This window comes from Novosphingobium sp. Sphag1I (assembly GCF_056279125.1).
Genome location: NZ_JBWBQS010000024.1, coordinates 14,266 through 38,648 on the forward strand (window position 1 = coordinate 14,266; position 24,383 = coordinate 38,648).

Annotated in this window: 22 protein-coding genes; 19 read left to right on the forward strand and 3 right to left on the reverse strand. The window is 55.9% G+C overall.

Going from position 1 to position 24,383, the window contains the following annotated elements; translation table 11 throughout:
- Positions 1-38: 38 nt before the first annotated feature.
- Positions 39-803, reverse strand: a complete 765-nt coding sequence (locus ACZ9HU_RS20430; RefSeq protein ID WP_476107726.1) for a helix-turn-helix transcriptional regulator — start codon at positions 801-803, stop codon at positions 39-41.
- A gap of 241 nt (positions 804-1,044) precedes the next feature.
- Here ACZ9HU_RS20430 and ACZ9HU_RS20435 point away from each other — a divergent pair, with 241 nt between their 5' ends.
- Together ACZ9HU_RS20435 and ACZ9HU_RS20440 are read left to right on the forward strand one after the other, a co-directional pair.
- Positions 1,045-1,995 carry a HEPN domain-containing protein gene (locus ACZ9HU_RS20435; RefSeq protein WP_476107727.1) on the forward strand — a complete coding sequence of 317 codons (951 nt, stop codon included), beginning with the start codon at positions 1,045-1,047 and terminating at the stop codon, positions 1,993-1,995.
- Positions 1,996-2,056: 61 nt separating this feature from the next.
- Positions 2,057-2,800, forward strand: a complete 744-nt coding sequence (locus tag ACZ9HU_RS20440; RefSeq protein ID WP_476107728.1) for a helix-turn-helix transcriptional regulator — start codon at positions 2,057-2,059, stop codon at positions 2,798-2,800.
- 310 nt (positions 2,801-3,110) lie between these two features.
- On the opposite strand, the gene ACZ9HU_RS20445 is transcribed toward ACZ9HU_RS20440, so the two are convergent.
- A complete protein-coding gene (locus ACZ9HU_RS20445; protein ID WP_476107729.1) occupies positions 3,111-3,422 on the reverse strand; it encodes a hypothetical protein in 312 nt (103 codons plus the stop codon).
- A gap of 147 nt (positions 3,423-3,569) precedes the next feature.
- Here ACZ9HU_RS20445 and ACZ9HU_RS20450 point away from each other — a divergent pair, with 147 nt between their 5' ends.
- From ACZ9HU_RS20450 to ACZ9HU_RS20495, 10 genes are all read left to right on the forward strand, one after another.
- Positions 3,570-4,535 carry a bile acid:sodium symporter family protein gene (locus tag ACZ9HU_RS20450; protein ID WP_476107730.1) on the forward strand — a complete coding sequence of 322 codons (966 nt, stop codon included), beginning with the start codon at positions 3,570-3,572 and terminating at the stop codon, positions 4,533-4,535.
- Positions 4,528-5,259 carry a hypothetical protein gene (locus ACZ9HU_RS20455; protein ID WP_476107731.1) on the forward strand — a complete coding sequence of 244 codons (732 nt, stop codon included), beginning with the start codon at positions 4,528-4,530 and terminating at the stop codon, positions 5,257-5,259. Before ACZ9HU_RS20450 ends, ACZ9HU_RS20455 begins: the two co-directional genes overlap by 8 nt.
- A gap of 45 nt (positions 5,260-5,304) precedes the next feature.
- Positions 5,305-6,327 (forward strand): Rieske 2Fe-2S domain-containing protein, encoded by a 1,023-nt coding sequence (locus tag ACZ9HU_RS20460; protein WP_476107732.1) that lies wholly within the window; start codon positions 5,305-5,307, stop codon positions 6,325-6,327.
- A 50-nt stretch (positions 6,328-6,377) separates the two neighbouring features.
- Positions 6,378-7,796, forward strand: coding sequence for an aldehyde dehydrogenase family protein (locus ACZ9HU_RS20465; protein ID WP_476107733.1), 1,419 nt, complete (start codon positions 6,378-6,380; stop codon positions 7,794-7,796).
- 73 nt (positions 7,797-7,869) lie between these two features.
- Positions 7,870-8,982, forward strand: a complete 1,113-nt coding sequence (locus ACZ9HU_RS20470) for an S-(hydroxymethyl)glutathione dehydrogenase/class III alcohol dehydrogenase (protein ID WP_476107734.1) — start codon at positions 7,870-7,872, stop codon at positions 8,980-8,982.
- Positions 8,983-9,008: 26 nt separating this feature from the next.
- Positions 9,009-9,407 (forward strand): VOC family protein, encoded by a 399-nt coding sequence (locus ACZ9HU_RS20475; RefSeq protein WP_476107735.1) that lies wholly within the window; start codon positions 9,009-9,011, stop codon positions 9,405-9,407.
- 11 nt (positions 9,408-9,418) lie between these two features.
- Positions 9,419-10,255 (forward strand): S-formylglutathione hydrolase, encoded by an 837-nt coding sequence (fghA, locus tag ACZ9HU_RS20480; protein ID WP_476107736.1) that lies wholly within the window; start codon positions 9,419-9,421, stop codon positions 10,253-10,255.
- Between the two features lie 11 nt (positions 10,256-10,266).
- A complete protein-coding gene (locus ACZ9HU_RS20485; protein WP_476107737.1) occupies positions 10,267-10,584 on the forward strand; it encodes a 2Fe-2S iron-sulfur cluster-binding protein in 318 nt (105 codons plus the stop codon).
- 14 nt (positions 10,585-10,598) lie between these two features.
- Complete coding sequence (locus ACZ9HU_RS20490; RefSeq protein ID WP_476107738.1) at positions 10,599-11,870, forward strand: NAD(P)/FAD-dependent oxidoreductase; 1,272 nt, start codon at positions 10,599-10,601, stop codon at positions 11,868-11,870.
- A 68-nt stretch (positions 11,871-11,938) separates the two neighbouring features.
- Positions 11,939-13,645: an acyl-CoA dehydrogenase family protein gene (locus tag ACZ9HU_RS20495; protein ID WP_476107740.1), complete on the forward strand. Its 1,707-nt coding sequence runs from the start codon at positions 11,939-11,941 to the stop codon at positions 13,643-13,645.
- 140 nt (positions 13,646-13,785) lie between these two features.
- Here ACZ9HU_RS20495 and ACZ9HU_RS20500 read toward each other — a convergent pair whose 3' ends face one another.
- Complete coding sequence (locus ACZ9HU_RS20500) at positions 13,786-14,262, reverse strand: Lrp/AsnC family transcriptional regulator (RefSeq protein ID WP_476107742.1); 477 nt, start codon at positions 14,260-14,262, stop codon at positions 13,786-13,788.
- Between the two features lie 54 nt (positions 14,263-14,316).
- On the opposite strand from ACZ9HU_RS20500, the gene ACZ9HU_RS20505 reads away from it, so the two are divergent.
- From ACZ9HU_RS20505 to ACZ9HU_RS20535, 7 genes are all read left to right on the forward strand, one after another.
- Positions 14,317-16,038, forward strand: coding sequence for an aromatic amino acid ammonia-lyase (locus tag ACZ9HU_RS20505; protein WP_476107743.1), 1,722 nt, complete (start codon positions 14,317-14,319; stop codon positions 16,036-16,038).
- A 32-nt stretch (positions 16,039-16,070) separates the two neighbouring features.
- Positions 16,071-16,973, forward strand: coding sequence for an HpcH/HpaI aldolase/citrate lyase family protein (locus tag ACZ9HU_RS20510; protein WP_476107745.1), 903 nt, complete (start codon positions 16,071-16,073; stop codon positions 16,971-16,973).
- On the forward strand, positions 16,970-18,172 hold the full coding sequence (locus tag ACZ9HU_RS20515; RefSeq protein ID WP_476107747.1) for an MFS transporter: 1,203 nt from the start codon (positions 16,970-16,972) through the stop codon (positions 18,170-18,172). The genes ACZ9HU_RS20510 and ACZ9HU_RS20515 overlap by 4 nt, the downstream gene beginning before the upstream one ends.
- Before the next feature lie 21 nt (positions 18,173-18,193).
- Entirely contained in the window at positions 18,194-19,234 is a 1,041-nt protein-coding gene (locus ACZ9HU_RS20520; RefSeq protein WP_476107748.1) for an aromatic ring-hydroxylating dioxygenase subunit alpha, read from the forward strand.
- Positions 19,235-19,274: 40 nt separating this feature from the next.
- Positions 19,275-21,773 carry a TonB-dependent receptor gene (locus ACZ9HU_RS20525; protein WP_476107750.1) on the forward strand — a complete coding sequence of 833 codons (2,499 nt, stop codon included), beginning with the start codon at positions 19,275-19,277 and terminating at the stop codon, positions 21,771-21,773.
- Between the two features lie 72 nt (positions 21,774-21,845).
- Positions 21,846-22,715 (forward strand): SMP-30/gluconolactonase/LRE family protein, encoded by an 870-nt coding sequence (locus tag ACZ9HU_RS20530; protein WP_476107751.1) that lies wholly within the window; start codon positions 21,846-21,848, stop codon positions 22,713-22,715.
- A gap of 28 nt (positions 22,716-22,743) precedes the next feature.
- Positions 22,744-24,375, forward strand: coding sequence for a GMC family oxidoreductase (locus tag ACZ9HU_RS20535; protein WP_476107752.1), 1,632 nt, complete (start codon positions 22,744-22,746; stop codon positions 24,373-24,375).
- Positions 24,376-24,383 lie beyond the last annotated feature (8 nt).

The following is a 24,383-nucleotide window of genomic DNA, read 5'->3' on the forward strand; positions in this document are numbered from 1 at the left end:
ATTTTGGAGAATTTATCCTATTCCCTGAAAGGGGAATGTCAGTAGTCGTAGAAATCGGCGAGACTGAGTGTCCCATCCAACAGCGTACGGCTGAGCAGCGATGTCCTTTTTTCCACGCCATAACGTTCACGGGCATGCCTGACATGACGGGCGACCGTACAGGTCTGGATCTTCTCGATCTGGCCGGTTTCGGAATCCGATTTGCCGCGGAATATCCATCTCAGGCAACGGCTTTGCGCCGCCGTCAAAATCGGTCTTCGTATGAAGGGAGGCCGGATGCCCCACAGGAGTCTGGCCGTGTCGAAGGCGCGATCAGCGATTTGAGGGGCTATGGTCAGCATGTCGTGGGGTATGGGGCGGCCGACCGCCATGGCGAAAGATACAGAGCCATTGGATTCCCCTGGAACATGAGCGGGGACTGTAAAGCCATCGCCGATGCCGTACTCGCGAGCCGCATCCATAATGGCCCGGTCCGCAGGGGACATGTAGATCATTTGGCCGATGTCGTTCCAGAGAAAGCCTGCTTTCCGGGTCTGACTGGCACGATGGACAGGATCCACCCGCCCGAGGCGAAGCTGGTCGAAACGTTCGACCCATGCTTCCGGATAGTCGTGGATCCGGATCAGTTTCCGACTCCCTTCACGGATATCAACGTGGTGGGTCATGGCCACGTAATCGAAGCCCATCGTCTCTTTGGCGGCAATCAGCGTCTGCCGCAAACCTTCAGGCGAAGATACGATGGCGAGGGCGGCATTGAACTCGTTCAGAATGCGAAATCGGATCATCTCATTATCGATCGACATGCAGCGTGCGCCTCAGGCCGCCTGAGCCGAGCGATCGTCCTTCCTTTCCAAAAGAGGCCAAAACCGGGGTCTCACGCCAGCAACTGGCCAGTGGAACAAACGGTTCGTTCGCATCACGCGAGCGCCGCATTACAATTCTATGACATATGATGCAGTGCAGCAAATCATTCAAATTACGTACTCAATGCCGGATCGTGGATAGCTCTTGCCATGAGCAGGGATGATGGAGGAAAGTGGCACCATGCGAAGCGATCTTGACCATCTCCCGCTGCGACAGCAGGCTGAACTCCACCGCGTTACCAGAATGGTTCTGGACGGCTTTGAAAGGGCCACCTCGTCGCGGACACAGGCTTGGCTCCGAAATGGCAAGGTTCTCAAGATCATCCTGTTCGGAAGTTACGCCCGCAACGACTGGGTAGATGAGCCCGCGAACGGCTATCAGTCAGATTTTGATCTGCTGGTGATCGTCAACCATGCCGATCTGACCGACATTGCTGAATATTGGTATGAGATCGATGAGCGGATCATGCGCGATCCAAAGGTCGGGCGTCTGGTCAACATCATTGTTCACACTCTGGACGAGGTAAATCGTTCGCTCGGCAGAGGGGAGTATTTCTGGGCTGATATCGCCCGAGATGGAATTTTGCTGCATGACTTGCCGGGGCATCCGCTGGCAACGCCAAAGCCTCAAACGCCAGCTGATGCCTATGAGATGGCGAAAGCTTATTTTGGACAATGGTTGGGTACTGTGGACAGCGCAATCTGGCTGGCCTCATCTTCAGCGGAAAGAGGCGAAGGGGTGGGCTCGGCTGCCTATCGAGATGCTGCCTTCTTAATGCATCAGGCGACTGAGCGCGCATTCTCGTGTTACCTGCTGGTGACTTCATTCTATGTCCCTCGGTCGCATAATATCAAATTCTTGCGTTCGCTGGTCGAGAGCCGCGATCCCAGATTGATCGAGGCTTGGCCGAGGGTGCTGCGCGCCGACAAGCGCCGGTTCGAATTGCTCAAAAGGGCCTATGTCGAAGCGCGCTATTCCGAGCAATATCACATTGAGCGCGAGGATCTTGAAGTGATCTCCGGCTGGGTTACTCATCTGCGTGATCTGGTGGAGGCATTGTGTATCGAACGGCTCGAACAACTGGCTCTGGCTGTCAGCGGAGCCGATCCGAACGGGCAAATTTCATCGTGACAGATTGTTTGTACCAATGAGGTGATACGCAGGTGACCTGTCTTCAAACGGTGGAGGTTCTATGGGGCTGTATCGGTTGGTCGAGACCTTTGAGAATAGTGCCAGCCGTTGCCGGTCGCTGAGCGACCTGTCCGGGCTGATGGAAGCCGTGGTGCCTGAGCTTGGATTTGAGCGCTTTGCTCTGGTGCAAGGACTCTGGTTCCATCTGCCGCGAGCCAAGCTAATCCGAATCGACAATTACGGCGATTACGCCGAAAGGTTCATCGAGCAAAAATTTTACCAACATGATCCGATCATGTTGGCCAGCCAGCGCGCCAGCAAGGCCTTTCTCTGGAGAAAAATATCCGACCTGATTGGTCTGGAGCGGCGCCAAAAAGACATATTGTACGAAGCAAATCGTCATGGGTTGCGTGATGGGCTTACTCTCCCAGTCAGCGTGCCGGGAGAGCCAACTGGCACCTGTTCTTTTGTAACGGGCAAAGCTTTGCCCTCGCAGTGGAATTGCCGCGCGGCTACGCTGGTTGGTGCTACCGCCTTTCATGAGGCGAGGCGGTTGCGCGGCTATCCGTTAAAGGCTGAGCTTGTGCCTTCACTCAGTCCTCGAAAACTTGAAATATTGCAATGTGTGGCCATCGGGAAATCTGATCCCGAAATTGCCATGATTTATGGGCTTAGCCGAACTACGATAGAAACTTATATGGGCCAACTTCGCAGGGCATTTGGAGTTGGTACTCGGACACAGCTTTGTGTCACCGCGCTTCGACTGGGGCTCGTTGCTTTTGATGATGTAATTCGTGCTAGGTGAAATGTCTGGAATTATTTTGAATGATGAGTTGGAGCAGAGGGTCACCTCCAAAAGCCTATGAAATTAGCAATTTTGACAGAGGGTCCATGGCTTGGAAGTGGATAGCAGCCTATCGGGTTTTAAATTTTCGTGTCTTCGCAGTTTCCTGCACTGCAGGCACGCTTAATTCTATGGTTGCCTGTTGCTAATGGAAAATCGGGCGTTTCATATTGTAGGTTAGCTTGTCCCGCGAGATTTTCGCCTTGGCACGTTTGATACCGATAGCGTGGATGAATAGCCCAATCTTGCTTTTCTACCGGGCGAACAGATCTCAATCCATGGTCAAGCCATTGACTTTGTTGTATTTATGCGCCGGGCACCCGGAAAATCGTGATGCTGCTCTTGAAGCAGAAACTGGGGATGGCGATTTGCGGCTTGCCGTCCGCCGCTTGGGCGTGGCGACTTCCGCAGCATCGACGATCTGTCGAGTCCATTGCCAGACGACCGCCGAGATAGGGTAGTATCCGCAGGAGGACATTTTTGCGTCGATAAGCCTTTCGCTTTTGATCAATCCGAGAAAAATCTGCCAAGCTATTTGGGATTCAAAACCTGCCTTGAGTCGGTGTAAGGTGGAATGTGCCAAAATAACTTCAAAAACATCATAAATGTTGCAAAAATTTTGAGATACTCGGCTATTTAAGCAGAAAATGACATAAAAATAGTGCTATCTCATTTCCGTGAGTAAGCCGCTAGTGTGCAAATGCGGTTGGGTGGGATGGGATAGAACGTGATGCTTAAACGTCTGCTGCCTGATAATTTTCTTATACTCATTATCGCAACGGTATTGCTTGCAAGTAATTTTCCGCCTGATCGTGCAATTGGTGCTATAATATCCAATGTTTCGTCCGTCGCCATTTTTGCCTTATTTTTCTTCCACGGTGCTAAAATTCCAGCATCGGCATTGAAGGGGGCTTTGGTTCACTGGCGACTGCATGCGATTATTTTGGCATTCACATTTGTCGCATTTCCGCTTTTGGCGATCCTACTTCGGGCGTGTCTGCATAGTTTATTGCCGGACCAGCTTTGGGTTGGCGTGTTTTTTATGTGCGCTTTGCCCTCTACGGTGCAATCTTCGATCGCGTTCACATCTCTGGCACGCGGAAATGTTGCAGGGGCGGTTGCAGCCGCCTCGGTGTCACAAGTCCTTGGTATCCTTCTCACCCCACTCCTCGTTGGGGTAATGGTTGGGGCTAAGCGGTCTGAAGTCAATCTTGAAGGATTGCAGGGCGTCATTGTTCAGATTCTGGTTCCATTCGCACTTGGTCAGTTCCTGCGAAAATGGATCGGTGACTGGGTTGCGCGCAACAAATCAACGATTTTCATTACTGATCGCGTGACAATACTTTTGTCAATTTTCAGTGCATTTTCGACCGCAGTTCGAGAAGGAATCTGGAAGTTGATCGGATTGGAGCAGCTGCTTGTTCTTTTTGTGATCTGCATAATTACTCTCGTAATAATGCTAGGGGCGACCTTCTGGGTAGGATTTCGTGGAGGATTTACGCGCGAGGATAGAATTGCCTTGCAGTTCTGTGCGACGAAAAAATCCTTGGTGCAGGGGATACCGATGGCAAAAGTTCTCTTTCCTGGAACGGCAGCAGGCGTTGCATTGTTGCCCATCATGATCTTCCATCAGGCTCAGTTGATGGCATGTGCATGGATCGCCAATCATTACGCTAGGAATTCAAACAATGTGTGATTTCTCTGAATGGCCGCAGGCGGGTCGTGAACGCATGGTGGTGCCCGCTCCAGTCGGCAGGATCGGCACTTCTGTTCCGGATCCTGAGCCCGAGATGCTGGCGCGCCTCAATAAAGACAGTGTCTTTATGATGGGCGACAATCCCATGCTTACGCGGATGCCGGCTAAGCCCAAATTGATCGATTTCTTTCGGGCTAGATTTAGCGATATCACAGTGCGTCATCTTACGGTGAGTGCCATGAGGGCTCTTGAGCAAGGGCAGGATGAGCGCGTTGTTCTTGCAGTGTTACTGCACGACATCTCAAACGGATGCTTTATTCGCTCAGACCATGGTTATTGGGGCGGACAGATGATTGCCCCTTATGTCGATGAGGAAATCGCGTGGGCAGTCCGATATCACCAAGCGCTGCGCTATGTGCCAGATCCTGAAGTCGGCTACTCCTATCCAGAGAGCTATGATGCATTTTTCGGTGCCGATTATCAGCCGCCTGAGTATCTGAAGCGTGATGCCGAGTATGCCCGTAATCATAAGTGGTACATGACGTCGCGTCTTGTCACCCTGTACGACACATACTTCTTTGACGACGTTCCCGCGTTCGATCCCGAAATTTTCACGGACATTATCGGTCGTCACTTTCGTGAACCCGAAGAGGGATTGGGTTTCGATGGATCGGATGTCGCCCATATGTGGCGAACAATGATCTGGCCGAATAACTTTCTCTAATAACCAATCTAACGACAAAGAAAAATTGAGCTTTAGGGGGCATGTATGGGAACCTGGGTACGCAATGCTTGGTATGTGGCGGCTTGGGACGCGGAAGTGGACGAAGCACCGCTGGCTCGCACAATTTGCGGTGTTCCGATGGTTTTATACCGCCGGCTTGATCGCACGCCGATTGCGATGCGGGATGCGTGTCCTCATCGCCTCTTGCCTCTTTCGCTGGGGCTGCGGGAAGGCGATGACATCCGCTGTAAGTATCATGGTTTGAAAATTGGCTCGGATGGCCATGCCGTCGAAATGCCCATTCGAACAGATCCGGTGAACAAATCGATCTGTGTTGAAACTTTTATTGTTGAGGAGCGGTATCGTTTCATTTGGGTCTGGGTCGGTGATAAGGAAAAGGCGAACCCTGAACTTATTCCCAATCTATGGCCTTGTGCAGCTGAAGGCTGGACGTTTGACGGCAGTTATTACCAGATCGATTGCGATTATCGCCTTATGGTCGATAATTTGATGGACCTGACGCACGAGACTTACGTTCATGCTGGTTCCATCGGGCAGCCTGAAATCATGGAGGCACCGATCGAGACGCGAGTTGAGGGCGATAATGTCTTTGTGTCGAGATGGATGCCTAGCGTCAACGCACCTCCATTTTGGCGAAGCGCGCTCCGCAAGGACGGTTTGGTGGATCGCTGGCAAATTTGTCAATTTCTGTTGCCATCTGCAGTCATGATCGATGTCGGGGTGGCTCAGGCAAATACTGGCACGACTTTGGAAAACCATGATCAGGGTGTGCGCGGTATAGTGGTCGATTTCATGACGCCGGAAACCGAAACAAGTCATCATTATTTTTGGGGGATGGCGCGAAACTTTGATCTTGAGGATACCGGATTTACCGCTCGCTTCAAACGCCAGCAGGGTGGGGTATTTCTTGAGGATGCAGAAATTCTGGCGGCTCAGCAAAAAGCCATCGATGCAAACCCGGATCTCAAGCTCGCTGCCTATCGTATCGATGAAGGTGGCGTCCGTGCCCGGCAACTCATCGCCCGGGCCATCAAAAGCTCAAATTAGGCATTCTGCGATCGTAGCCTAATCCATATTAGAATTGTCGGGAGAGCGATATGTCACACGCATATAAGATGTTGGTTGATGGCCAACTCGTGGACGGTACTTCAAGCTTTGATGTGATTAACCCTGCTAACGAGCAGGTGGTCTCCAAATGCCCCAAGTCCGACGAGGCACAACTTAACGCTGCTGTGGCAGCCGCCAAGCGTGCTTTTCCTGCGTGGGCAAGCAAGACTCAGGACGAACGGGCCGCGTTGGTCGATGAGATCGCGGACAGGCTCATGGCAAGAGCAGACGAGTTCGCTCGGCTGCTTACCGCTGAGCAAGGAAAGCCTCTCGATCAAGCTCAATACGAAGTCATGGGCACGGTATTCACGCTCAAAGGCTTCGCCAAGATGCGCGTCGCCGAAAAGATCATGAAGCATGAGAACGGTCACAAGGTATTTGAGCATCGGACGCCTCTGGGGGTTTGCGCTGCCATCACGCCCTGGAACTTCCCCATGATCCTTCTGGCTAACAAATTGGCTCCCTGCCTTATTACCGGCAATACCATGGTTGCGAAGCCGGCTCCAACGACTCCGCTTACTTCTTTGCTGTTGGGCGAAATCATTGCCGATGTACTGCCTGCTGGGGTGGTCAATATTATCGTCGATCAGAATGACCTGGGAGGGTTGCTCTCCTCCCACCCCGACATTGCCAAGATCGGCTTCACCGGATCTACCGCTACCGGAAAAAAAGTCATGGCATCTGCTGCAACCGGCGTGAAGCGGGTGACGCTCGAACTCGGTGGAAATGACGCAGCCATCGTCTTGGACGACATGCCGGCCAAGCTAGCCGCGCAAAAGGTCTATCAGGGCGCCATGACCAATGCCGGTCAAATCTGTGTGGCGATCAAGCGAGTCTATGTTCATGAAAGCGTCTATGACGAGTTTTGCGTTGAAATCGCCAAACTGGCGCAGGCGGCCGTGGTGGATGACGGCGCAAAGCAGGGCACGACTGTCGGCCCCATGCAGAACAAGATGCAGTTCGATAAGGTCTCGGCTTTGCTGGCAGATGCAAGTGCGTCAGGCACCGTTCTGGCTGGTGGCGCACCGATCGACCGCCCTGGCTATTTCATTCCGCCCACGATCATAGCGGATCTGGACGACGAATCTCCGCTGGTACGTGAAGAGCAATTTGGACCAGTTCTGCCAGTGTTGAAATTTAGCGATATCGACGAGGTTATCGCGCGTGCAAATGCTGGCGAATATGGGCTTGGCGGCACGGTATGGGGCAAGGACACGGCTCGTGCAATCGCTGTCGCTCGTCAAATTGATAGCGGTACGGTCTGGGTCAATCAGCATCTCGCCATTGATGCGAACATTCCATTTCGTGGCGTAAAGCAGTCGGGTCTTGGGGCTGAACTGGGTGAAGCGGGCCTGCTGGAATATACTCAAGCGCATATCGTCAACGCAATCGAGTTGGTCGAAGAGTAATATTTCATCGAAGAACTGCTGTATAAATGCATGATCGATTGAAATTCCCCTCGCTAATTGGAAAGAAATGAAGATGAAGACCCGCGCCGCCGTTGCTTTTGCGCCGAAAACCCCGCTGGAGATTGTGGAAGTCGATCTCGAAGGCCCCAAGGCCGGCGAGGTTCTGGTGGAGATCATGGCAACCGGCATTTGCCACACCGACGCCTACACGCTGGACGGCTTTGATTCAGAAGGCATCTTTCCCTCGATTCTGGGCCATGAAGGCGCGGGGATCGTGCGCGAAGTGGGCGCAGGCGTCACCAGCGTGGTGCCGGGCGACCATGTGATCCCGCTCTACACGCCCGAATGCCGCCAGTGCAAAAGCTGCCTTTCGGGCAAGACCAATCTGTGCACCGCCATCCGCGCGACACAGGGCAAGGGGTTGATGCCCGATGGCACCACGCGCTTTTCGTACAAGGGTCAGCCGATCTATCACTACATGGGCTGCTCGACCTTTTCGAATTTCACCGTCCTTCCCGAAATCGCACTGGCCAAGATTCGCCAAGACGCGCCGTTCCAATCGGCCTGCTACATCGGCTGCGGCGTGACCACAGGCGTTGGCGCGGTGGTCAACACGGCCAAGGTGCAGGTGGGCGACAATGTGGTGGTGTTCGGCCTCGGCGGGATTGGTCTGAACGTCATTCAGGGCGCGCGTCTGGCCGGCGCCAACAAGATCATCGGCGTCGACCTTAACCCTGATCGCGAGGAATGGGGCCGCCGCTTCGGCATGACCGACTTCCTCAACACGCGGGGCATGAGTCGTGAGGAGATCGTGGCGGCCATCGTGGTGCTGACCGACGGCGGGGCGGATTACACCTTTGACGCCACCGGCAACACCGAGGTCATGCGCACCGCGCTTGAGGCATGCCACCGCGGCTGGGGCACCAGCATCATCATCGGCGTGGCCGAAGCGGGCAAGACCATCGAAACCCGTCCCTTCCAGCTTGTCACGGGACGCAACTGGCGCGGCACGGCGTTTGGCGGGGCCAAGGGCCGCACCGATGTGCCCAAGATCGTCGACATGTATATGACCGGCAAGATCGAGATCGACCCGATGATCACCCATGTCATGGGCCTTGAAGACATCAACACTGCCTTTGAACTCATGCATGCGGGCAAAAGCATCCGCAGCGTCGTGGTGTTCTGATCATTATCTAAATAGGAGTAATTGTAATGGCTGATCCGGTGATTTCTGGTGATGACGTCTTCTCGCATGCCTGCCTTGGCGCGAATGACCTCGCTGTTTCGACGGCATTCTATGACGCTGCTTTGGCTCCGCTGGGCATTCAAAACCTCGGGCCTTTTGGCGAAACCGTGGTTCTCTACGGCAAGAGCAAACCGGCTTTTCTGGTGCTCAAGCCGGGCAATGGCGAGGCTCCCTCGGGCAATGGGGTAACGCTGGGTTTTGCCGCCGCCAGCCCGGCAGAAGTTGACGCCTTCCATGCCGCCGGTCTGGCCGCCGGCGGCACCGATGAAGGCGCCGCTGGTGCGCGCAGCCACTTGCCGGGCGCCTATGCCGGCTATCTGCGCGATCCGGCTGGCAACAAGATCTGCGCCTACACCTTCGTCTGACAGAGGGCCATATGGAGCAGGTCAGCACCAACAAGAGCCATGGCGGCACGCAGGGCGTCTACACGCATCACAGCACCGCCACCGGAACGCCCATGACCTTTTCGGTCTTTGTGCCGGACCATGCGTCCGGCACAAGATTACCGGTTCTCTGGTTTCTCTCGGGGCTGACCTGTACCCATGCTAATGTCACGGAAAAGGGCGAATTCCGCGCAGCCTGCGCCGAGCATGGGATCATTTTCATCGCGCCGGATACGTCGCCGCGAGGCGAGGTTGTCCCTGATGATGAAGCCTATGATTTCGGCAAGGGGGCAGGCTTTTATGTCAATGCCAGGCAGGCGCCATGGGATGAGCATTTCCATATGCGATCCTATATCGAGGATGAACTGCCGGCGCTGATCGCGGATCATTTTCCCGCAGCCGACATGGGGCGGCAGGCCATAACCGGCCATTCGATGGGGGGGCATGGCGCTCTTACCGTGGCGCTGCGCAACCCTGATCGTTTCCGTTCCATCAGTGCTTTTGCGCCGATCGCCAGCCCGATGAACTGCGAATGGGGCAACAAGGCGTTGACCGGCTATCTGGGGGCTGATCGGGCGGCGTGGCGCGAATATGATGCCTGCGCACTGATCGAGGATGGAGCGCGTTTGCCCGATTTGCTTGTCGATCAGGGTGATGCGGATGTCTTTGTCGTCGATCAGCTCAAGCCGTCCTTGCTGAGCATGGCCTGTGCCAGAGCAGGCATGACTGCCACGATCCGTATGCAGCCCGGATACGATCATTCCTATTATTTCATCTCAACCTTCATGGCCGAACATGTCGCATGGCATGCAAAGCGTCTCAAGACTTAAGGATCTTACAAATGGCGAACATTCATGTCGTCGGCCTCGATGGCACCGAAAAGACCATTATCGGAAATGCCGGTGCCAGTTTGATGGAAGAGCTGCGTAACAATGGCTTCGATGATCTTCTGGCCTTGTGCGGCGGCTGCTGTTCCTGCGCCACCTGTCATGTCTTCATCGAGGCTGGTCCGAGTGCATTGACACAAGGATTAAGCGACGACGAAAATGATTTGCTGGATAGCAGCGAGTACCGGCAACCAAATTCGCGCCTTTCCTGTCAGGTTCAATTGACGGACGACCTCGACGCGATCCGGGTCAGAATTGCTCCGGCCGACTGACGGAAGGTTTAGGGATGACAAACTTTTCTGACGTCTTGATCGTGGGCGCCGGTCATGCAGGCGCGCAATGCGCCATTGCCTTGCGCCAGAGCGGCTTTGAAGGCAGCGTCGCGATGGTGGGCCGCGAAAACGAACCGCCCTATGAGCGCCCGCCGCTTTCCAAGGAATATCTCGCGCGCGAGAAGAGTTTTGAACGGCTCTACATCCGTCCGCCCCAGTTCTGGGAAGACAAAAGCATCACGATGCGGCTCGGTCGTGAAGTGGTCAAAATTGATCCTATCGCGCATGTCGCCACGCTCTCGGATGGAGCGGCCATCGCCTATGGCAGGTTGGTCTGGGCCGCCGGTGGCGATCCGCGCCGCCTGCCGGTAGAGGGCGGCGATCTGCCCGGTGTTTACGGTGTACGCACGCGCGCCGATGCCGATGCGCTGATGGCCGAAATTGATGCTGGTGCTCAGAATTTCGTCGTGGTCGGCGGCGGCTACATCGGTCTGGAAGCGGCGGCGGTTCTCATCAAGCTGGGTCGCAAAGTGACGCTGCTCGAAGCCCTGCCACGCGTGCTGGCGCGCGTCGCCGGATCTGAACTTTCCGCCTTTTACGAGGCCGAGCACCGGGCACATGGCGTTGATCTGCGTACCAATGTCGGCATCAGACGCCTGACGGGCGAGACCCGCGTAACCGGCGTGGAACTCACCAGCGGCGAGGTGATCGCTGCGGATGCGGTGATTGTCGGGATCGGCATCATCCCTGCCGTTGCGCCGCTCATCGAGGCTGGCGCCAATGGGAGCAATGGCGTCGAGGTTGACGAGTTTTGCCGCACCTCGTTGCCGCACATTTACGCTGTGGGCGATTGCGCTGCCTTTGCCTGCGATTTCGCCGAAGGGGCGGTGATGCGCGTGGAATCGGTGCAGAACGCCAATGATCAGGCCACCTGCGTTGCCAGGCACATCATGGGCGAGAACAGGCCCTATCGTGCCTTCCCGTGGTTCTGGTCGAACCAGTATGACCTCAAGTTACAGACCGCTGGTTTGTCGCTGGGTTATGACACTTCCGTTCTGCGCGGTGATCCGGCGACGCGGGCCTTTTCGGTGATCTATTTGAAGTCAGGCAAGGTCATCGCGCTGGACTGCGTCAACATGGTCAAGGACTACGTTCAAGGGCGCAAGCTTGTTGAGGCGGGAGCCCACCCTGGTTTGGCGCAACTGGCCGATGTCACCCTGCCATTAAAAGACCTGTTGAATTCATCCTCGGACTGTGTCGGCTCAAGCGCCGTTCAATCGATCTGACCTTTAATCCCGACGAGATCAGGCGGCGCTGACGGCGGGCGGCTCATCAAAAATGTACGGAGGCTTCGTTGAGCTATAGTGATGCCGCCACGGCTGTCGTGGCTCAAATGTTGGCTATCCCGGAATTTGGTCGCCTGAGTGCATTATTTCCAGATGCGGGCTTGGATGAGGCGATGTTGGGTGAGGTGGTCGGAGCTGCCGCTGCCTTGGCCGAAGATGTTTTGGCCCCATTCAACCGCCGTGCGGATCAAAAGGGATGCGTTTTAGCAGATGGGCGGGTGAACCTCGCGACTGATCACGCCGAGGCCTGGGCCGCTTTTGTGGCAGGCGGCTGGACGACGATCGATGGTCCGGTCGAATATGGCGGCGCGGGCTTGCCCATGCTGTTGCATTCGGCTTGCGAAGAGATGTTCAACCGCGCGGGCATTGCATTTGGTATGTTGTCCACGCCCATTCGTTGCGCGGCGCGCGTTATAGGCAAATACGCAAGCGAGCCGATCAAGCATGAATGGCTACCCCGTCTGGTCGATGGAAGCTGGGGCGCGACGATTTGTATTTCGGAGGCCGATGCTGGATCGGATGTTCCTCGATTGCGCACCTTGGCTCGCCCAAATGCAGATGATACTTGGGCTGTGACCGGCGAGAAAATGTGGATCAGCTTTGGCGACCATCCATTGACCGAGCGAATTGGCCATATGGTTTTGGCTCGCACGCCTGATGCTCCGGCCGGCTCCTCCGGCCTCAGTCTCTTCCTTGTCCCCAATATTATCGATGGGCGGAGCAATGGTGTCTTTGTACGACGTATTGAAGAAAAGCTGGGGCTGCATGGCTCACCAACCTGTGAAATGGGCTTTGAACAGGCACAAGGCTGGCTAATCGGCACATTGAATCGCGGGCTTTCTCAGCTTTTCACGATGATAATTGGCATGCGCCTTTCAGTCGGCAGTCAGGGAGCCGGAATTGCAGGTGCCGCAGCGGAATTGGCCTGGCGCTATAGTTTGGAAAGGTGTCAGGGCGGGGGATGGGAGGGCTTGCCTGTCCCCATAAATCAGCACGGTGATGTGCAGCGCCAGTTGTTGAATTTAGGAGCAAGGGCAGAGGTGGTCAGGGGATTGGTCCTGACCGCCTCGCTGATGGCCGATCTTCAGGCGCACGAGCCTGATCTTGATGCCAAGGCCGGAGCGGGCGACCTTCTGGCGTGGTTGTTGCCCATCACCAAGAATTTTTGTGCCGAAGCGGCTTTTAGCTGCGCAAGCGAAGCGATTCAGGTTTTGGGTGGTGCCGGCTATACCAAGGAGTGGCCCGCCGAGCAGTATCTGCGCGACGCGCGCGTGCTCTCGATTTACGAGGGCACCAGCGGTATGCAAGCGCTGGATCTGACCATGCGCCGCGTGCTGGGCGATGAAGGACGGGCCATGGCTGCCTTCGTTGGCAAGGTACGAAGTGATCTGGCTAGCGCGGGAGAAAGTTATGCGGGGCGGCAAATGGTGGCGCTGTTAGCGTTGCTGGAAGAAGGTGCCAGAGGTTTGAGCAAGGCCAATGCATTGGCGGTGGCCTATCCGTTTCTTCAACTCGCGTCACTGGCGACCACGGGCTGGATTGCACTCCGGCTCACCATGCTGACAGGCTCACCATTGTACGAGCATTTGGCAGGTCTTGGGCGCCATTGGCTGCGTATTGCTTTGCCAATGGCGCATTCGGAAGCGTCGCAAGTTGCGATGGGTAGGGATCTGGTTGGAGAATTCAGTTCGATCAATCCTGAATATTTTGGATGATGCGCCTCTGTAGCCGCGAACCTTGGCCATAAGAGGCTTAGCGAAATAACGACAGTGCGCCGTCTCGTTAGAAATGAAAATCGACAGTCACATGAGCGTTGGCAGATGGTCGCCTGTCTTGTCCGCGAATGTCGAAATACCTATACCGGCAATTTTGTATCGTCCTTGAATGCGCCAAGAACAAAGCTGGAGCGCATATCTTGAACGCCAGGCAGGCGAAGCAACACTTCCTGCGCCAATTTGGAATAGTGATCCATATCGCGGGCAACAACCCGGAGCAGAAAGTCAAATTGGCCCGCCGTAATAAAGCATGCCACTATGCTCGGCTCCTTGATGACGGCTTCCTTGAATTCTTCCAGAATAGATCTTCCGGAAATCTGAGGAACTTTCACTTCAACATAAGCCATAATTCCAAGGCCCAATCTCTTCCTGTCAAGAACCGCTGTGTAGCGATCAATGATCCCGGAATCTTCCAGTTGCTTCACTCTTCGAAGGCATGGGCTGGGCGACATGCCGATTTTTTCGGCCAAAGCGACATTCGTCAACCGGCCGTCCTCCTGTAGCGCCTTGAGAATCTTGCGATCCTGAAGATTTAGGCGGCTTGGCTCGTCGGTCATATAGTGCCCTTTTTTTGGGTAAATGTGAATCAACATGACCAGATAGGTCGAATTATGGTCGCAGAAAAGCAGGAAATGACCGTAAAATGGCATTATTATGTGATCAACGATAAAAGGAGAGGACCGATGGCAATTACGCTCTCTGGCGAGGGTTTGACCATTGCCGATATTCAGGCAGTAGCCTTGGGCGCGGAAGTCCGGATCACCAATGATCCCGCTGTTCTGCAACGTGTGGCTGCCTCACGCAAAGTCATTCAGGATGGCGTTGCTCGGGGGGAGCAGATCTACGGCGTGACCACTTTATTTGGCGGAATGGCGGATGTTTATGTCGGTCCCGAACAATTGGCCGATGTGCAGAAACTGGCCTTGTGGCAGCACAAGAGCACGACCGGGCCTCGCCTTCCAGTCACGGATGTTCGCGCGGCCATGCTGCTGCGGGCGAATTCCCTTATTAAAGGGGCATCCGGCATTCGTCTGGAGATCATCGAGCGCTACGTCGCTTTCCTGAATGCTGGCATGCATCCGCATGTGTTTCAGCGCGGGTCGATTGGGGCATCGGGTGACCTTGTGCCGCTTTCCTATATCGCGGGTGCGGTGCTTGGCCTTGATCCGGCCTATTTGGTCGATTGCGGCGAGGAAACGCTCGACAGCCACACTGCCTTGGCTCGCCTCGGGCTTGAGCTGCTGCAACTTGAGCCCAAGGAGGGGCTGGCACTCAACAATGGGACCGGTGCCTGCACTGGCGTTGCTGCGAACGCCTGTGCACGGGCTCTGGATCTGGCCAGTCTGGCGCTGGGTATTCATGCGCTGTTCGCGCAAGCCATGCTGTCGACAGATCAAAGCTTTCACCCGTTCATTCATGAGGTGAAGCCCCATGCAGGGCAAGTATGGACGGCGAAGGTGATGCTTGAGCTGGTTCAGGGGTCTAAGATCATTCGCAATGAGGCCGCCGGAGACCGCGAAGGGCGCTTTGGGAAGCTGATCCAGGATCGATATTCGCTGCGTTGTCTTCCGCAATATCTCGGCCCAATCATAGACGGGCTGACCAATGCGGCCCGACAGGTCGCCGTCGAAGCCAATTGCGCCAATGATAACCCGCTTATCGATCCTGTAGGAGGCGAGATTTTTCATACAGGAAACTTCCTGGCCCAATACACCGGCGTTGCGATGGATCAGCTGCGCTATTTCATCGGCCTTCTCGCCAAGCATATCGATACTCAGATTGCTTTGTTGATGACGCCGGAGTTTTCTTACGGCCTCAGCGCTTCGCTGGTGGGCAACGTAGAACTGGGCACCAATGTCGGGCTCAAGTCGCTGCAAATCGGCGGCAATTCCATGATGCCCCTGATCAGCTTCTACGGACAGTCTATCGTTGATCGATTCCCGACTCATGCTGAACAGTTCAACCAGAATATCAACAGTCAGGCGATGAACAGCGCCAATCTGGCTAGGGAATCTCTGGATGTCCTGGAGCATTATCTCACTGTTGCGCTCATTTGCGGCGTTCAGGCCGTTGAATTGCGCTCCAAGCTGAATGCAGGGACCTATGATGCGAGAGCTGTTCTCTCGCCGGGGACGTCAGACTTCTATGTCGCAGCTCGCAAGGCCGCGCTGGGAGCGCCCGATGCTGCCCGGCCCTTGCATTGGAATGATTTGGAAGAATTCATTCAGCCCAAGGTCGAAAGCCTGCTGGCCGATGTTGCCGCCCGCGGCACGACATTTGCCGCACTCGCCCCGGTGCGGCGCGCGCTGTACGAGTTTGCAGATCGCGCCTGAATTCTTCGGGTCTGAAACAGAAAGGCATTGCGATGAAACTTCGCCGCACCACGATTTTTATTCCCGGTACACTGGGTGAAGCTGAAACCCGGCAGCGCATTCAGACCTGCAACGCTGATCTGATCTGCCTTGATCTGGAAGACACGGTCGCGCCCGAACGCAAACAGGAAGCGCGGGAATCCATCGTCAGAATGCTGCACGAAGATATCTGGGGGCGTTCGGCCAAGGCGGTGCGTATCAACGCCGTGTCGAGCCCGTTTGCCTCGGATGATATCGCGACAGTCGTTGGCAAAGCCGGTGGAAAGCTCGACACTATCTTTCTGTCCAAGCCCGAAACTGTCGATGAGATCCAATGGCTGGATGGGGAAATTGGCCGCCATCGTGCCATGGCAGGATTCGAAAATGCGATCGGCTATGTCGTTGGCATCGAATCGGCCCAGGCTCTCACCAATATCGACAGGCTCGCCTCCTGCTCTGCCAATATCGAAGCACTGGGCTTTGCGATTGGCGACCTGAGTGCATCGCTTGGTGTGCATATCGCCGCCTATATTATGGACCGGTCTCTCTATCCGGGGGACCTGTTCCATTTCCACCGCGCACGCATCATTCTCGCCGCGCGGACCTATGGCTTGTGGGCGCTGGATGCGCCCTGGCCGATCATCAACGACCATGCGACCCTGGCACAGGATGCACGCTGGGGCGCGATGATGGGCTTCGATGGCAAGCTCGTGCTGGCGCCAGAGCAGGTACGCGTCGTGCATGAGGCCTATCGTCCGACCTCTGCCGAACTGGAGCGTGCACGTATGGTGCTGGCTCAGATGGAAGCCATGCAGGCTGCCGGCGATGGCTCAGGCATGGCTGGCGGAGAATTTCTCGATCCCGTGGTCATCGCGCCCGCGATGGCGACGATTGCCAGAGCGGAGGCACCGCTTTGAGCAAGTGTCTGCATCTTGTCCTGTGCGCGGCAGCTATCCTGATCGACGGTTACGATGTGCAGACAATGGGGTTGGCAATTCCGTCGCTGGCCAAGGCCACCGGATTGCCGCCGCAAAATTTCGGCGTCGTCATTACTGCTGGGGTCACCGGAATGGCTGTTGGGGCGATCATGCTGGCTCCACTTGCTGATCGTTTCGGGCGCAAGCTGGCGATGGTTGTAGCTTTGCTTGCCATCGCGCTGTCAACTCTGGGAATGACTTCGGTCGAGATGCCCATTGAATTGTCAGGCTGGCGCTTTGTATCTGGGTTGGGGCTTGGAGCTTTGCTGCCCGTAACCCTGGCGCAGGCAGCGAGCATTGTACGGCCGGAGCGCCGGACATTCGCTTTGACGCTCATTGCCGCCTCGGCCGGTGCGGGTTCGTTCCTCGCCGGAATGTCCGCGCCAAGTCTAGAGAAAGTGGCTGGCTGGCAGGGATTGTTTTATCTGGGAGCACTTCTTCCCCTGCTGCCCATCACCGGATTGCTTGCGACGCGAGCGGTGGTTGGCGAGGGAAGGAAGCGGGCGTCTCGGAGTGAGAGTAATTTTGAACCCAGATCTCCGGCTGTTCTTTTCTCCTCCGCGCTCCGGCGGAGAACGATGCTGATATGCGGAATTTTCTTTGTCAGTCTTCTGGCAACCTATTCGCTTATCAACTGGCTTCCAACTTTGCTGTCACTGGCAGGTTGGGCTCGCGGTGACGCGCAGAGGGCATCCGGGCTTCTCGCACTGGGCAGTGTGCTGGGAGGATTGCTGCTTGCGTGGGTATCCGACAAGGGCAAAGCCGCGCCCGCTTTGACCGCTGCTTTCGTCATTGCGGCTATCGCATTGTCAATTCTGGCGAATGCGCCTGAGGCCAAGGTTGTCTGGCTACTGCTGCTGTTGCTGATTGGGGCAGGCGCTATCGGCAGCCAGCTCGCGCTCGGGTCTCTCGTCGCGTCACTCTATCCCCCATCCATCCACGCCACGGCGATGGGCCTGTCCGGGGGAATGGGGCGGCTGGGTTCGATCCTGGGGCCAATGATTTTGACTCATTTAATTGCGACGCATGCATCGTTCAAAATGGTCATCGGCCTTTTGATTTTTCCGATGGTTCTTTGTGCGATCGCGGTGATGATCCTGCGCGGTGATCTGATGCAGAAGATTCATCACGTAAAATAGAATAGTGAAAGGAAAGCGGCGATGACGGTTAAAGATCATGAGCCAGTCTATGCTCGCAATTGCTGGTATGTTGCCGGATGGTCGGATGAAATTTCAGAAGGTCAGCCATACTCGATTTCTATTCTTGGTGAACCAATCGTTTTTTTTCGTAGAAATGACGGAAAAATCGCTGCGCTGGAAAATCGTTGTATTCACCGCCACGCTGCGCTTTCCTTGGGGCGTTGCGAGAACGGGCAACTGCGTTGCATGTATCACGGCATCCTGTTTGATGCGACAGGACAGGTAACCGAGATTCCGGGGCAAGATCTAATTCCCGCGCAAGCGCGCGTTCGAAACTACCCTTGTGTGGAGCGCCATAGCTGGGTCTGGGTATGGATGGGGGATCCGGAGCGGGCCGATGCCGCCGCAATTCCTGCTACAGTGGGGCTTGATGATCCCGAATATCTGCTTGGTCATGGCCAGTTGGACTATGAGGCCGAGGCAAAGCTCATCAACGACAACTTACTTGATTTTAGCCACCTAACTTACGTTCACGAAAAATCTTTCGGGGCTGGCAATGTCTTTGCCCAGGAATTGCCCAAAGTAGTTCCTCTGGAAAATGGCGTTCGGTTCGAACGCTGGCTCACGGATAATCCGGGGCCGGTCGGCCGCCGTACCGGGGATCTGGTCGATGGTTGGATGAGCTACAGTTATCTCGTTCCCGGAATTCTCATCATGAAGCAGGGCGTCTTCAAAACCGGAACTGCGCGTCAATGCAACATGGGTGAGCCTGACTTCGCCGATGCGATTGGCGCAGTTTCAGTCACAAGCCAGGCGGTCACTCCCGTTGGGCGCAAAAAGGCGCGCTACTTCTTTTCCACCGGCCCTCGGCGCGATCATGGCGACGAAACGCTGCGTGACGCGATGATGGCGGTCACAAAAATGGCCTTCGAAGAAGACAAGGTCATGATCGAAAGTCAGCAAAGAATAATCGATACCGACCCTAATAGAAAAATGATGCCAATTTCGGCGGATAAGGGGGTTACGATATTCAATCGCCTAGTGGAAAAATTCGACAGATAGTATTGACTATTTTTTACAAATAAAATGGGAGAGAGCTAAAATGAGCGGTAAAAAAATTCAATCATTTGTTCGTATTTCTTTTTCGGCAAGCGTCTCCGTTCTGGCCATTATGACCGGGACGCAGGCATTCGCACAAAGTGGTACTGCTGCCAGTGCAACCGCGCCGGAAATCGTCGTGACGGCGCAGTTCCGTTCGCAGAAACTTCAGGACACGCCGATTGCCATCACCGCTGTGACAGCAGCGACCCTTGAGGCGCGCAGTCAGACGAGTTTGACCGATGTCGCAAATCAGGCTCCAAGCGTTGTCCTGAGGCCAACCACTGCGGCTTTTGGGCCGGCGATCTCGGCAACTATCAGAGGCATGGGGCAAATTGACTTCAACCCTGCGCTCGAGCCTGGCGTTGGTCTGTATATCGACGATGTCTACTATCCTCGACTGACCGGTGCGAATTTCGATCTCCTCGATGTCGAGCGTGTGGAAATCTTGCGCGGCCCCCAGGGGACGCTGACCGGTCGCAATTCGGAAGGCGGGGCCATCAAGTTCATTTCGCGCAAGCCGAGTGGCGAAACGGGTGGCTATCTGAGTGCAACCTATGGCATCCGAAATCGTATCAACTTGCGCGGCAGTGCCGATTTCACGGTGGCTCCGGGGCTCTTCGGCCGCATTTCCGGGACTTTCGCCGATCAGGATGGCTATGTCACCCGATACGATTACGGCTGCAAGAACCCCTCGAGCGGCGTTCCGGCGGTTGTGAGGACCAGTGATTGCGTGGTGAGCAAGGACGGCGATGTCGGCTATAAGGCAGTGCGCGGCATTTTGCGTTACAGCCCATCCGACATGATCGATGCCATGGTCAGCGCGGATTACATTCACGACAAGCGCAATGCTTCGGCAGAAGTTCTGCTCTATGCAAATAATACGAATCCCAACGTGCGCACGTCCAACGGCCTACCCTACGACTCCCGGTTCATTTGCGGGCCTTACTGTAACTATGCAACCAGCGGTCAGCCGGCTGCCTCGTTCGTTGCCGGTGCGATCCCGGCGCTGAACGGCTTGCCGCTCAATGCAACTAGCGCGCCCAGCACCACCGACTATCGCGGCTGGGGCGTTTCCGGCAATATCGACATCAAGCTTTCCGATGCGCTCAAACTGCAATCCATCAGCGCCTACCGCGCGTTCAAGACCAGTTTCAGCAATGACGGTGATCTTTCGCCAGCTAACGTCGGTTTCGGCTACAGCAACCTGAACAGTTGGTTCGCCAGTCAGGAGCTTCGTCTGAACGCGAAGGTTTCCGACCAGATCGATCTTACCGTCGGTGGATATATTTCCGACGAGAAGACGACCTATTACACAATGCAGGATATCCGCTACGTCTCCGTTGCCCTGCCAACCGGACCGCTTCCAGTGTTCCCGCTGCAATTTATCGGCAACGATCCGGTTCGAAGCAAATCGAGCGCAGGGTTTGCAACGGCTATCATCAAGCCGATTGATGCTCTGACGGTGACCCTGGGTGGGCGTTACACCCACGAGTCCAAGGCCTATACTTTCAATCGCTACAATCTGGACGGCACTACGATTAATGCTTTCCTCGATCCGGTCGGGGCGACTTATGGTGCGGGCTATAATGGCGTGAACGGTACGGCACTGACGGGCCGAACCGGGCTCTATTCGGGCAATCGTTTCGACTATCGCGCCAGCATCGACTATCGCTTCTCGCCGGAAATTCTGGCCTATGCCACCGTTTCGACCGGCTTCAAGGGCGGCGGCATCGCACCTCGTCCATTCAATGCGGCGCAGGCTGTCCCTTTTGGTCCGGAAAAGCTGACCGCCTATGAGATCGGCGTTAAGACCGACCTGTTTGATCGCAAGGTCCGTCTGAATATCTCTGCTTACCTGAACAAGTTTTCCGGCGCGCAGCTGACTCTGCTCTCCTGCCCGCAGTTCGGTGGCCCTGGCCCCTGCGCGGTGCCGCAAAATGCTGGCAATGCCGACGTGAAGGGGCTTGAGGCCGAATTGCTGGTCAAGCCCATGGAAGGGTTGCAGATCGATGCTTCGGCTTCGGTTCTCGACTGGAAATGGACCTGTGTTGTTCCGGCGGTTGTCGATTCTGCCGGTGCGACTTCGGGCTGCTCGGCCAATCCCGCACTTGTGAGCCAGCTTGCTTCGCCGCCTCGCGGTGTGGCCAAGGCGCAGTGGAGCTTTGGGGTTCAATATGAAGCCAAGCTTGGCGCCAATGGTTCTTTGACGCCGCGCTTCGATATCGCACGTCAGGGTTCCATCGCAGGCAATGCAACCGTGCCTGCCGCCGGTTCTCCATCCGCGCTTTATGCAACCGCCAATGGGTACACTCTTGCCAATGCCCGTTTGACCTGGCGCAATCATGGCGGCGATCTTGAACTGTCGGCGGAGGTGACAAACCTGTTCGACAAATATTATTTCGTGTCGAAATTTGATCTGACCAGCGCGGGAGCGGGTGCGATTTCCGGCATGCCGGGCCGACCGCGCGAATGGGCCGTCTCGATCAAGAAGAAGTTCTAATCGAGCTCAATGTGCTGGAGGCGGACAGATGGAAGCCTCCAGCACATCCTATGTTCAGCCAGGGGAATTAACTTGAAAATCAATCGACTCGATGTGCCAAAGGCGATGGTCGGAGAAAGCCCGGTCTGGGATGCCGCAGGTCAGGCCCTATTCTGGATTGATATTCTGGGTTGTGCGGTCTGGCGTTACCATCCGGAAACACTGGCCGTTCAGTCGTGGTCCTTGCCCTCGCCAGCCGGATCGATGGTGCTGCGTCAAGGGGGCGGAGCGCTGGTCGCCCTGGCGGATGGTGTTTACACGCTTGATTTTACCAGCGGGGCCTGCTCGTGGTTGGCTGGCAGCCCGCTTCTTCATGAGGGTCTGGTTCTGGCTGATGGCAAGGTCGACCGCTCTGGTCGCTTTATCGTAGGTTCCAGTGATCGCAGTATGCGGGAACCTCTGGGTATGCTCTTCGCTCTTGATCCTGGAGCGAGCGAATTGCGGATGATCGACAAGGACATCATTCTCGCAAATGGCCCCTGTTGGTCGCCTGATAATGCCACGTTCTACCATGCCGACAGTGTTCGCCAGATCATCTACGCCTATGATTACGATCTCGACTCCGGCAAGGTTGGCTCACGCCGCGTATTTGCCACAACCCATGACCTGGGAGGCATCCCGGATGGCGCGACGGTCGACGCCTCTGGCTTTCTATGGTCGGCAATCTGCGAGGGTAGCAAACTGGTCCGTTTCGATCCGGATGGCCAAATTGATCGAATTGTCGATTTTCCCCAGAAACTGCCCGGTTCGGTGACATTCGGGGGGCTGGGGTTCGATGAGCTCTTTGTTCCGACCTTGAGTCCGGCTTTTCTGGGGCGCGAGGCGGACCCGTTCGATGGATCGATGTTCATTATTGAGGAACTGGGTGTGACAGGCCTGCCGGAACCTAAGTTCGCGGCCTGAAGCACAAATGGGCAAGGACAAGTAAGCGATGAGCGAATGGGATTTTATTGTTATCGGCTCGGGTTCGTCGGGTGCGGTCGTTGCCAACCGTCTGAGTGGTCCGGAGGGCGGGCGCGTACTCTTGCTCGAGGCAGGTCAGCGACTGCGGGATCCGCGTTTCACGATTCCCCTGGGCGGCATTTCCATGCGCATGCACCCCAAATCCTCTTGGCGCTTCGAGAGCGAGCCCGAACCGGGGTTGGAGGGGCGCCGACTGGAAGTGCCCCGGGGCAAGGGTCTGGGCGGCAGTTCGCTCATCAATGGGGGTGTTTACAACCGCGGAAACCCGAAGGACTTCGATGTCTGGGCCAGTCAGGGGCTTCCTGATTGGGACTATGCCTCTGTCCTTCCTTATTTTCGCCGGGTCGAGAATCACTGGAAGGGCGACACTCTTTATCACGGAGCCAGCGGAGACATCTCCGTACGCCAGCCTCAGGTTCCCAATCCGTTTACGGAAAGAGCCTTTGCCGCCGCCCGCTCTATGGGACTTTCGGTGACTGACGATGCCTCCGGTCCCGATGCCGAGGGATTTCATATTCCCGACTTTAATGTCAGCCAGAATGGGCGGCGCCATTCAACCGCGCGGGCATTTCTCTACCCGATCCTGAATCGGCGCAGTCTGACGATTGAGACTGGCGCGCTGGTTACACGGATTGTCATCGAGGGTGGGCGGGCAACCGGGGTGGAGTATATCCAGAACGGCGAACGCAAGCTGGCGCGCGCTTCGCGCGAGGTCATCTTGTCTGCCGGAGCCATGCAATCGCCGCAATTGCTTATGCTCTCAGGAATCGGTCCGGCCGATCATCTGCGCGAGCATGGTATCGGGGTGTTGCACGATCTGCCGGGCGTTGGCGAAAATCTGCATGATCAGCCTGCTGGTGTGGTCGAAGCGGCGCTCAAGGAACCTAGGGGTTTCCATCGCACGTTCCGTGCCGACCGTTTTGCCTGGCAATGTTTACGCTGGGCATTGGGCATGCGCAACGAACTGTCTGCCATGCCCGTGATCGCTGCGGCGAACTGGCGATCCACTCAGGGCACCGTGCTGCCCGATGTTCGTTTTATGATCAGTGCTCTGACCTTGCGCAATTCGATCTGGTTTCCAGGCCTTGTCAAAGGCGCCGGCCATTTCATGATCGCGCTTTACGCTGTGCCGCACCCCAGGAGCCGAGGACGGATTTCCCTGCATTCCGCCGACCCGGCGGCGGCCCCGCGCATTCAGTATAATATCCTGACCGATCCGTTCGATATTGCTGAATTACGGCGGGGGTATAGAATGATGCGTGAATATCTCTCAATGCCTGAACTTGCCACCGTGGTAGGCGAGATAACAGTGCCTCCTTTCCAATTGACGACAGATGACGAAATCGACGCCTTTCATCGGCGTGCATCGCAGACCACCGCTCACCCGATGGGAACCTGCAAAATGGGTGTTGATGCCATGGCGGTTGTGGATAGCGATTGTCGTGTCCACGGAATCGATGGCTTGCGGGTCGTCGATCTATCGGTGGGACCGGTGCAGAGCTCGGGCAACCCGAACGGCACGGCAGTGATGATCGGCGACAAAATCGCTCAATCCATCCTCGGCCTGCCTCCGCTTCCGAAAGCGAAGCTACCGCAATAAAAGCAATT

What these genes read in the sequence shown, in the direction of transcription:
- ACZ9HU_RS20435 (WP_476107727.1), top strand. Translation starts at nt 1,045, where the DNA reads ATGCGAAGCGATCTTGACCATCTCCCGCTGCGACAGCAGGCTGAACTC.
- ACZ9HU_RS20475 (WP_476107735.1), top strand. Translation starts at nt 9,009, where the DNA reads ATGGCTGATCCGGTGATTTCTGGTGATGACGTCTTCTCGCATGCCTGC.
- ACZ9HU_RS20505 (WP_476107743.1), top strand. Translation starts at nt 14,317, where the DNA reads ATGGTCGCAGAAAAGCAGGAAATGACCGTAAAATGGCATTATTATGTG.
- ACZ9HU_RS20510 (WP_476107745.1), top strand. Translation starts at nt 16,071, where the DNA reads ATGAAACTTCGCCGCACCACGATTTTTATTCCCGGTACACTGGGTGAA.
- ACZ9HU_RS20525 (WP_476107750.1), top strand. Translation starts at nt 19,275, where the DNA reads ATGAGCGGTAAAAAAATTCAATCATTTGTTCGTATTTCTTTTTCGGCA.
- ACZ9HU_RS20490 (WP_476107738.1), top strand. Translation starts at nt 10,599, where the DNA reads ATGACAAACTTTTCTGACGTCTTGATCGTGGGCGCCGGTCATGCAGGC.
- ACZ9HU_RS20450 (WP_476107730.1), top strand. Translation starts at nt 3,570, where the DNA reads ATGCTTAAACGTCTGCTGCCTGATAATTTTCTTATACTCATTATCGCA.
- ACZ9HU_RS20500 (WP_476107742.1), bottom strand. Translation starts at nt 14,262, where the DNA reads ATGACCGACGAGCCAAGCCGCCTAAATCTTCAGGATCGCAAGATTCTC.
- ACZ9HU_RS20460 (WP_476107732.1), top strand. Translation starts at nt 5,305, where the DNA reads ATGGGAACCTGGGTACGCAATGCTTGGTATGTGGCGGCTTGGGACGCG.
- ACZ9HU_RS20520 (WP_476107748.1), top strand. Translation starts at nt 18,194, where the DNA reads ATGACGGTTAAAGATCATGAGCCAGTCTATGCTCGCAATTGCTGGTAT.
- ACZ9HU_RS20455 (WP_476107731.1), top strand. Translation starts at nt 4,528, where the DNA reads ATGTGTGATTTCTCTGAATGGCCGCAGGCGGGTCGTGAACGCATGGTG.
- ACZ9HU_RS20430 (WP_476107726.1), bottom strand. Translation starts at nt 803, where the DNA reads ATGTCGATCGATAATGAGATGATCCGATTTCGCATTCTGAACGAGTTC.
- ACZ9HU_RS20485 (WP_476107737.1), top strand. Translation starts at nt 10,267, where the DNA reads ATGGCGAACATTCATGTCGTCGGCCTCGATGGCACCGAAAAGACCATT.
- ACZ9HU_RS20535 (WP_476107752.1), top strand. Translation starts at nt 22,744, where the DNA reads ATGAGCGAATGGGATTTTATTGTTATCGGCTCGGGTTCGTCGGGTGCG.
- ACZ9HU_RS20470 (WP_476107734.1), top strand. Translation starts at nt 7,870, where the DNA reads ATGAAGACCCGCGCCGCCGTTGCTTTTGCGCCGAAAACCCCGCTGGAG.
- fghA (WP_476107736.1), top strand. Translation starts at nt 9,419, where the DNA reads ATGGAGCAGGTCAGCACCAACAAGAGCCATGGCGGCACGCAGGGCGTC.
- ACZ9HU_RS20465 (WP_476107733.1), top strand. Translation starts at nt 6,378, where the DNA reads ATGTCACACGCATATAAGATGTTGGTTGATGGCCAACTCGTGGACGGT.
- ACZ9HU_RS20440 (WP_476107728.1), top strand. Translation starts at nt 2,057, where the DNA reads ATGGGGCTGTATCGGTTGGTCGAGACCTTTGAGAATAGTGCCAGCCGT.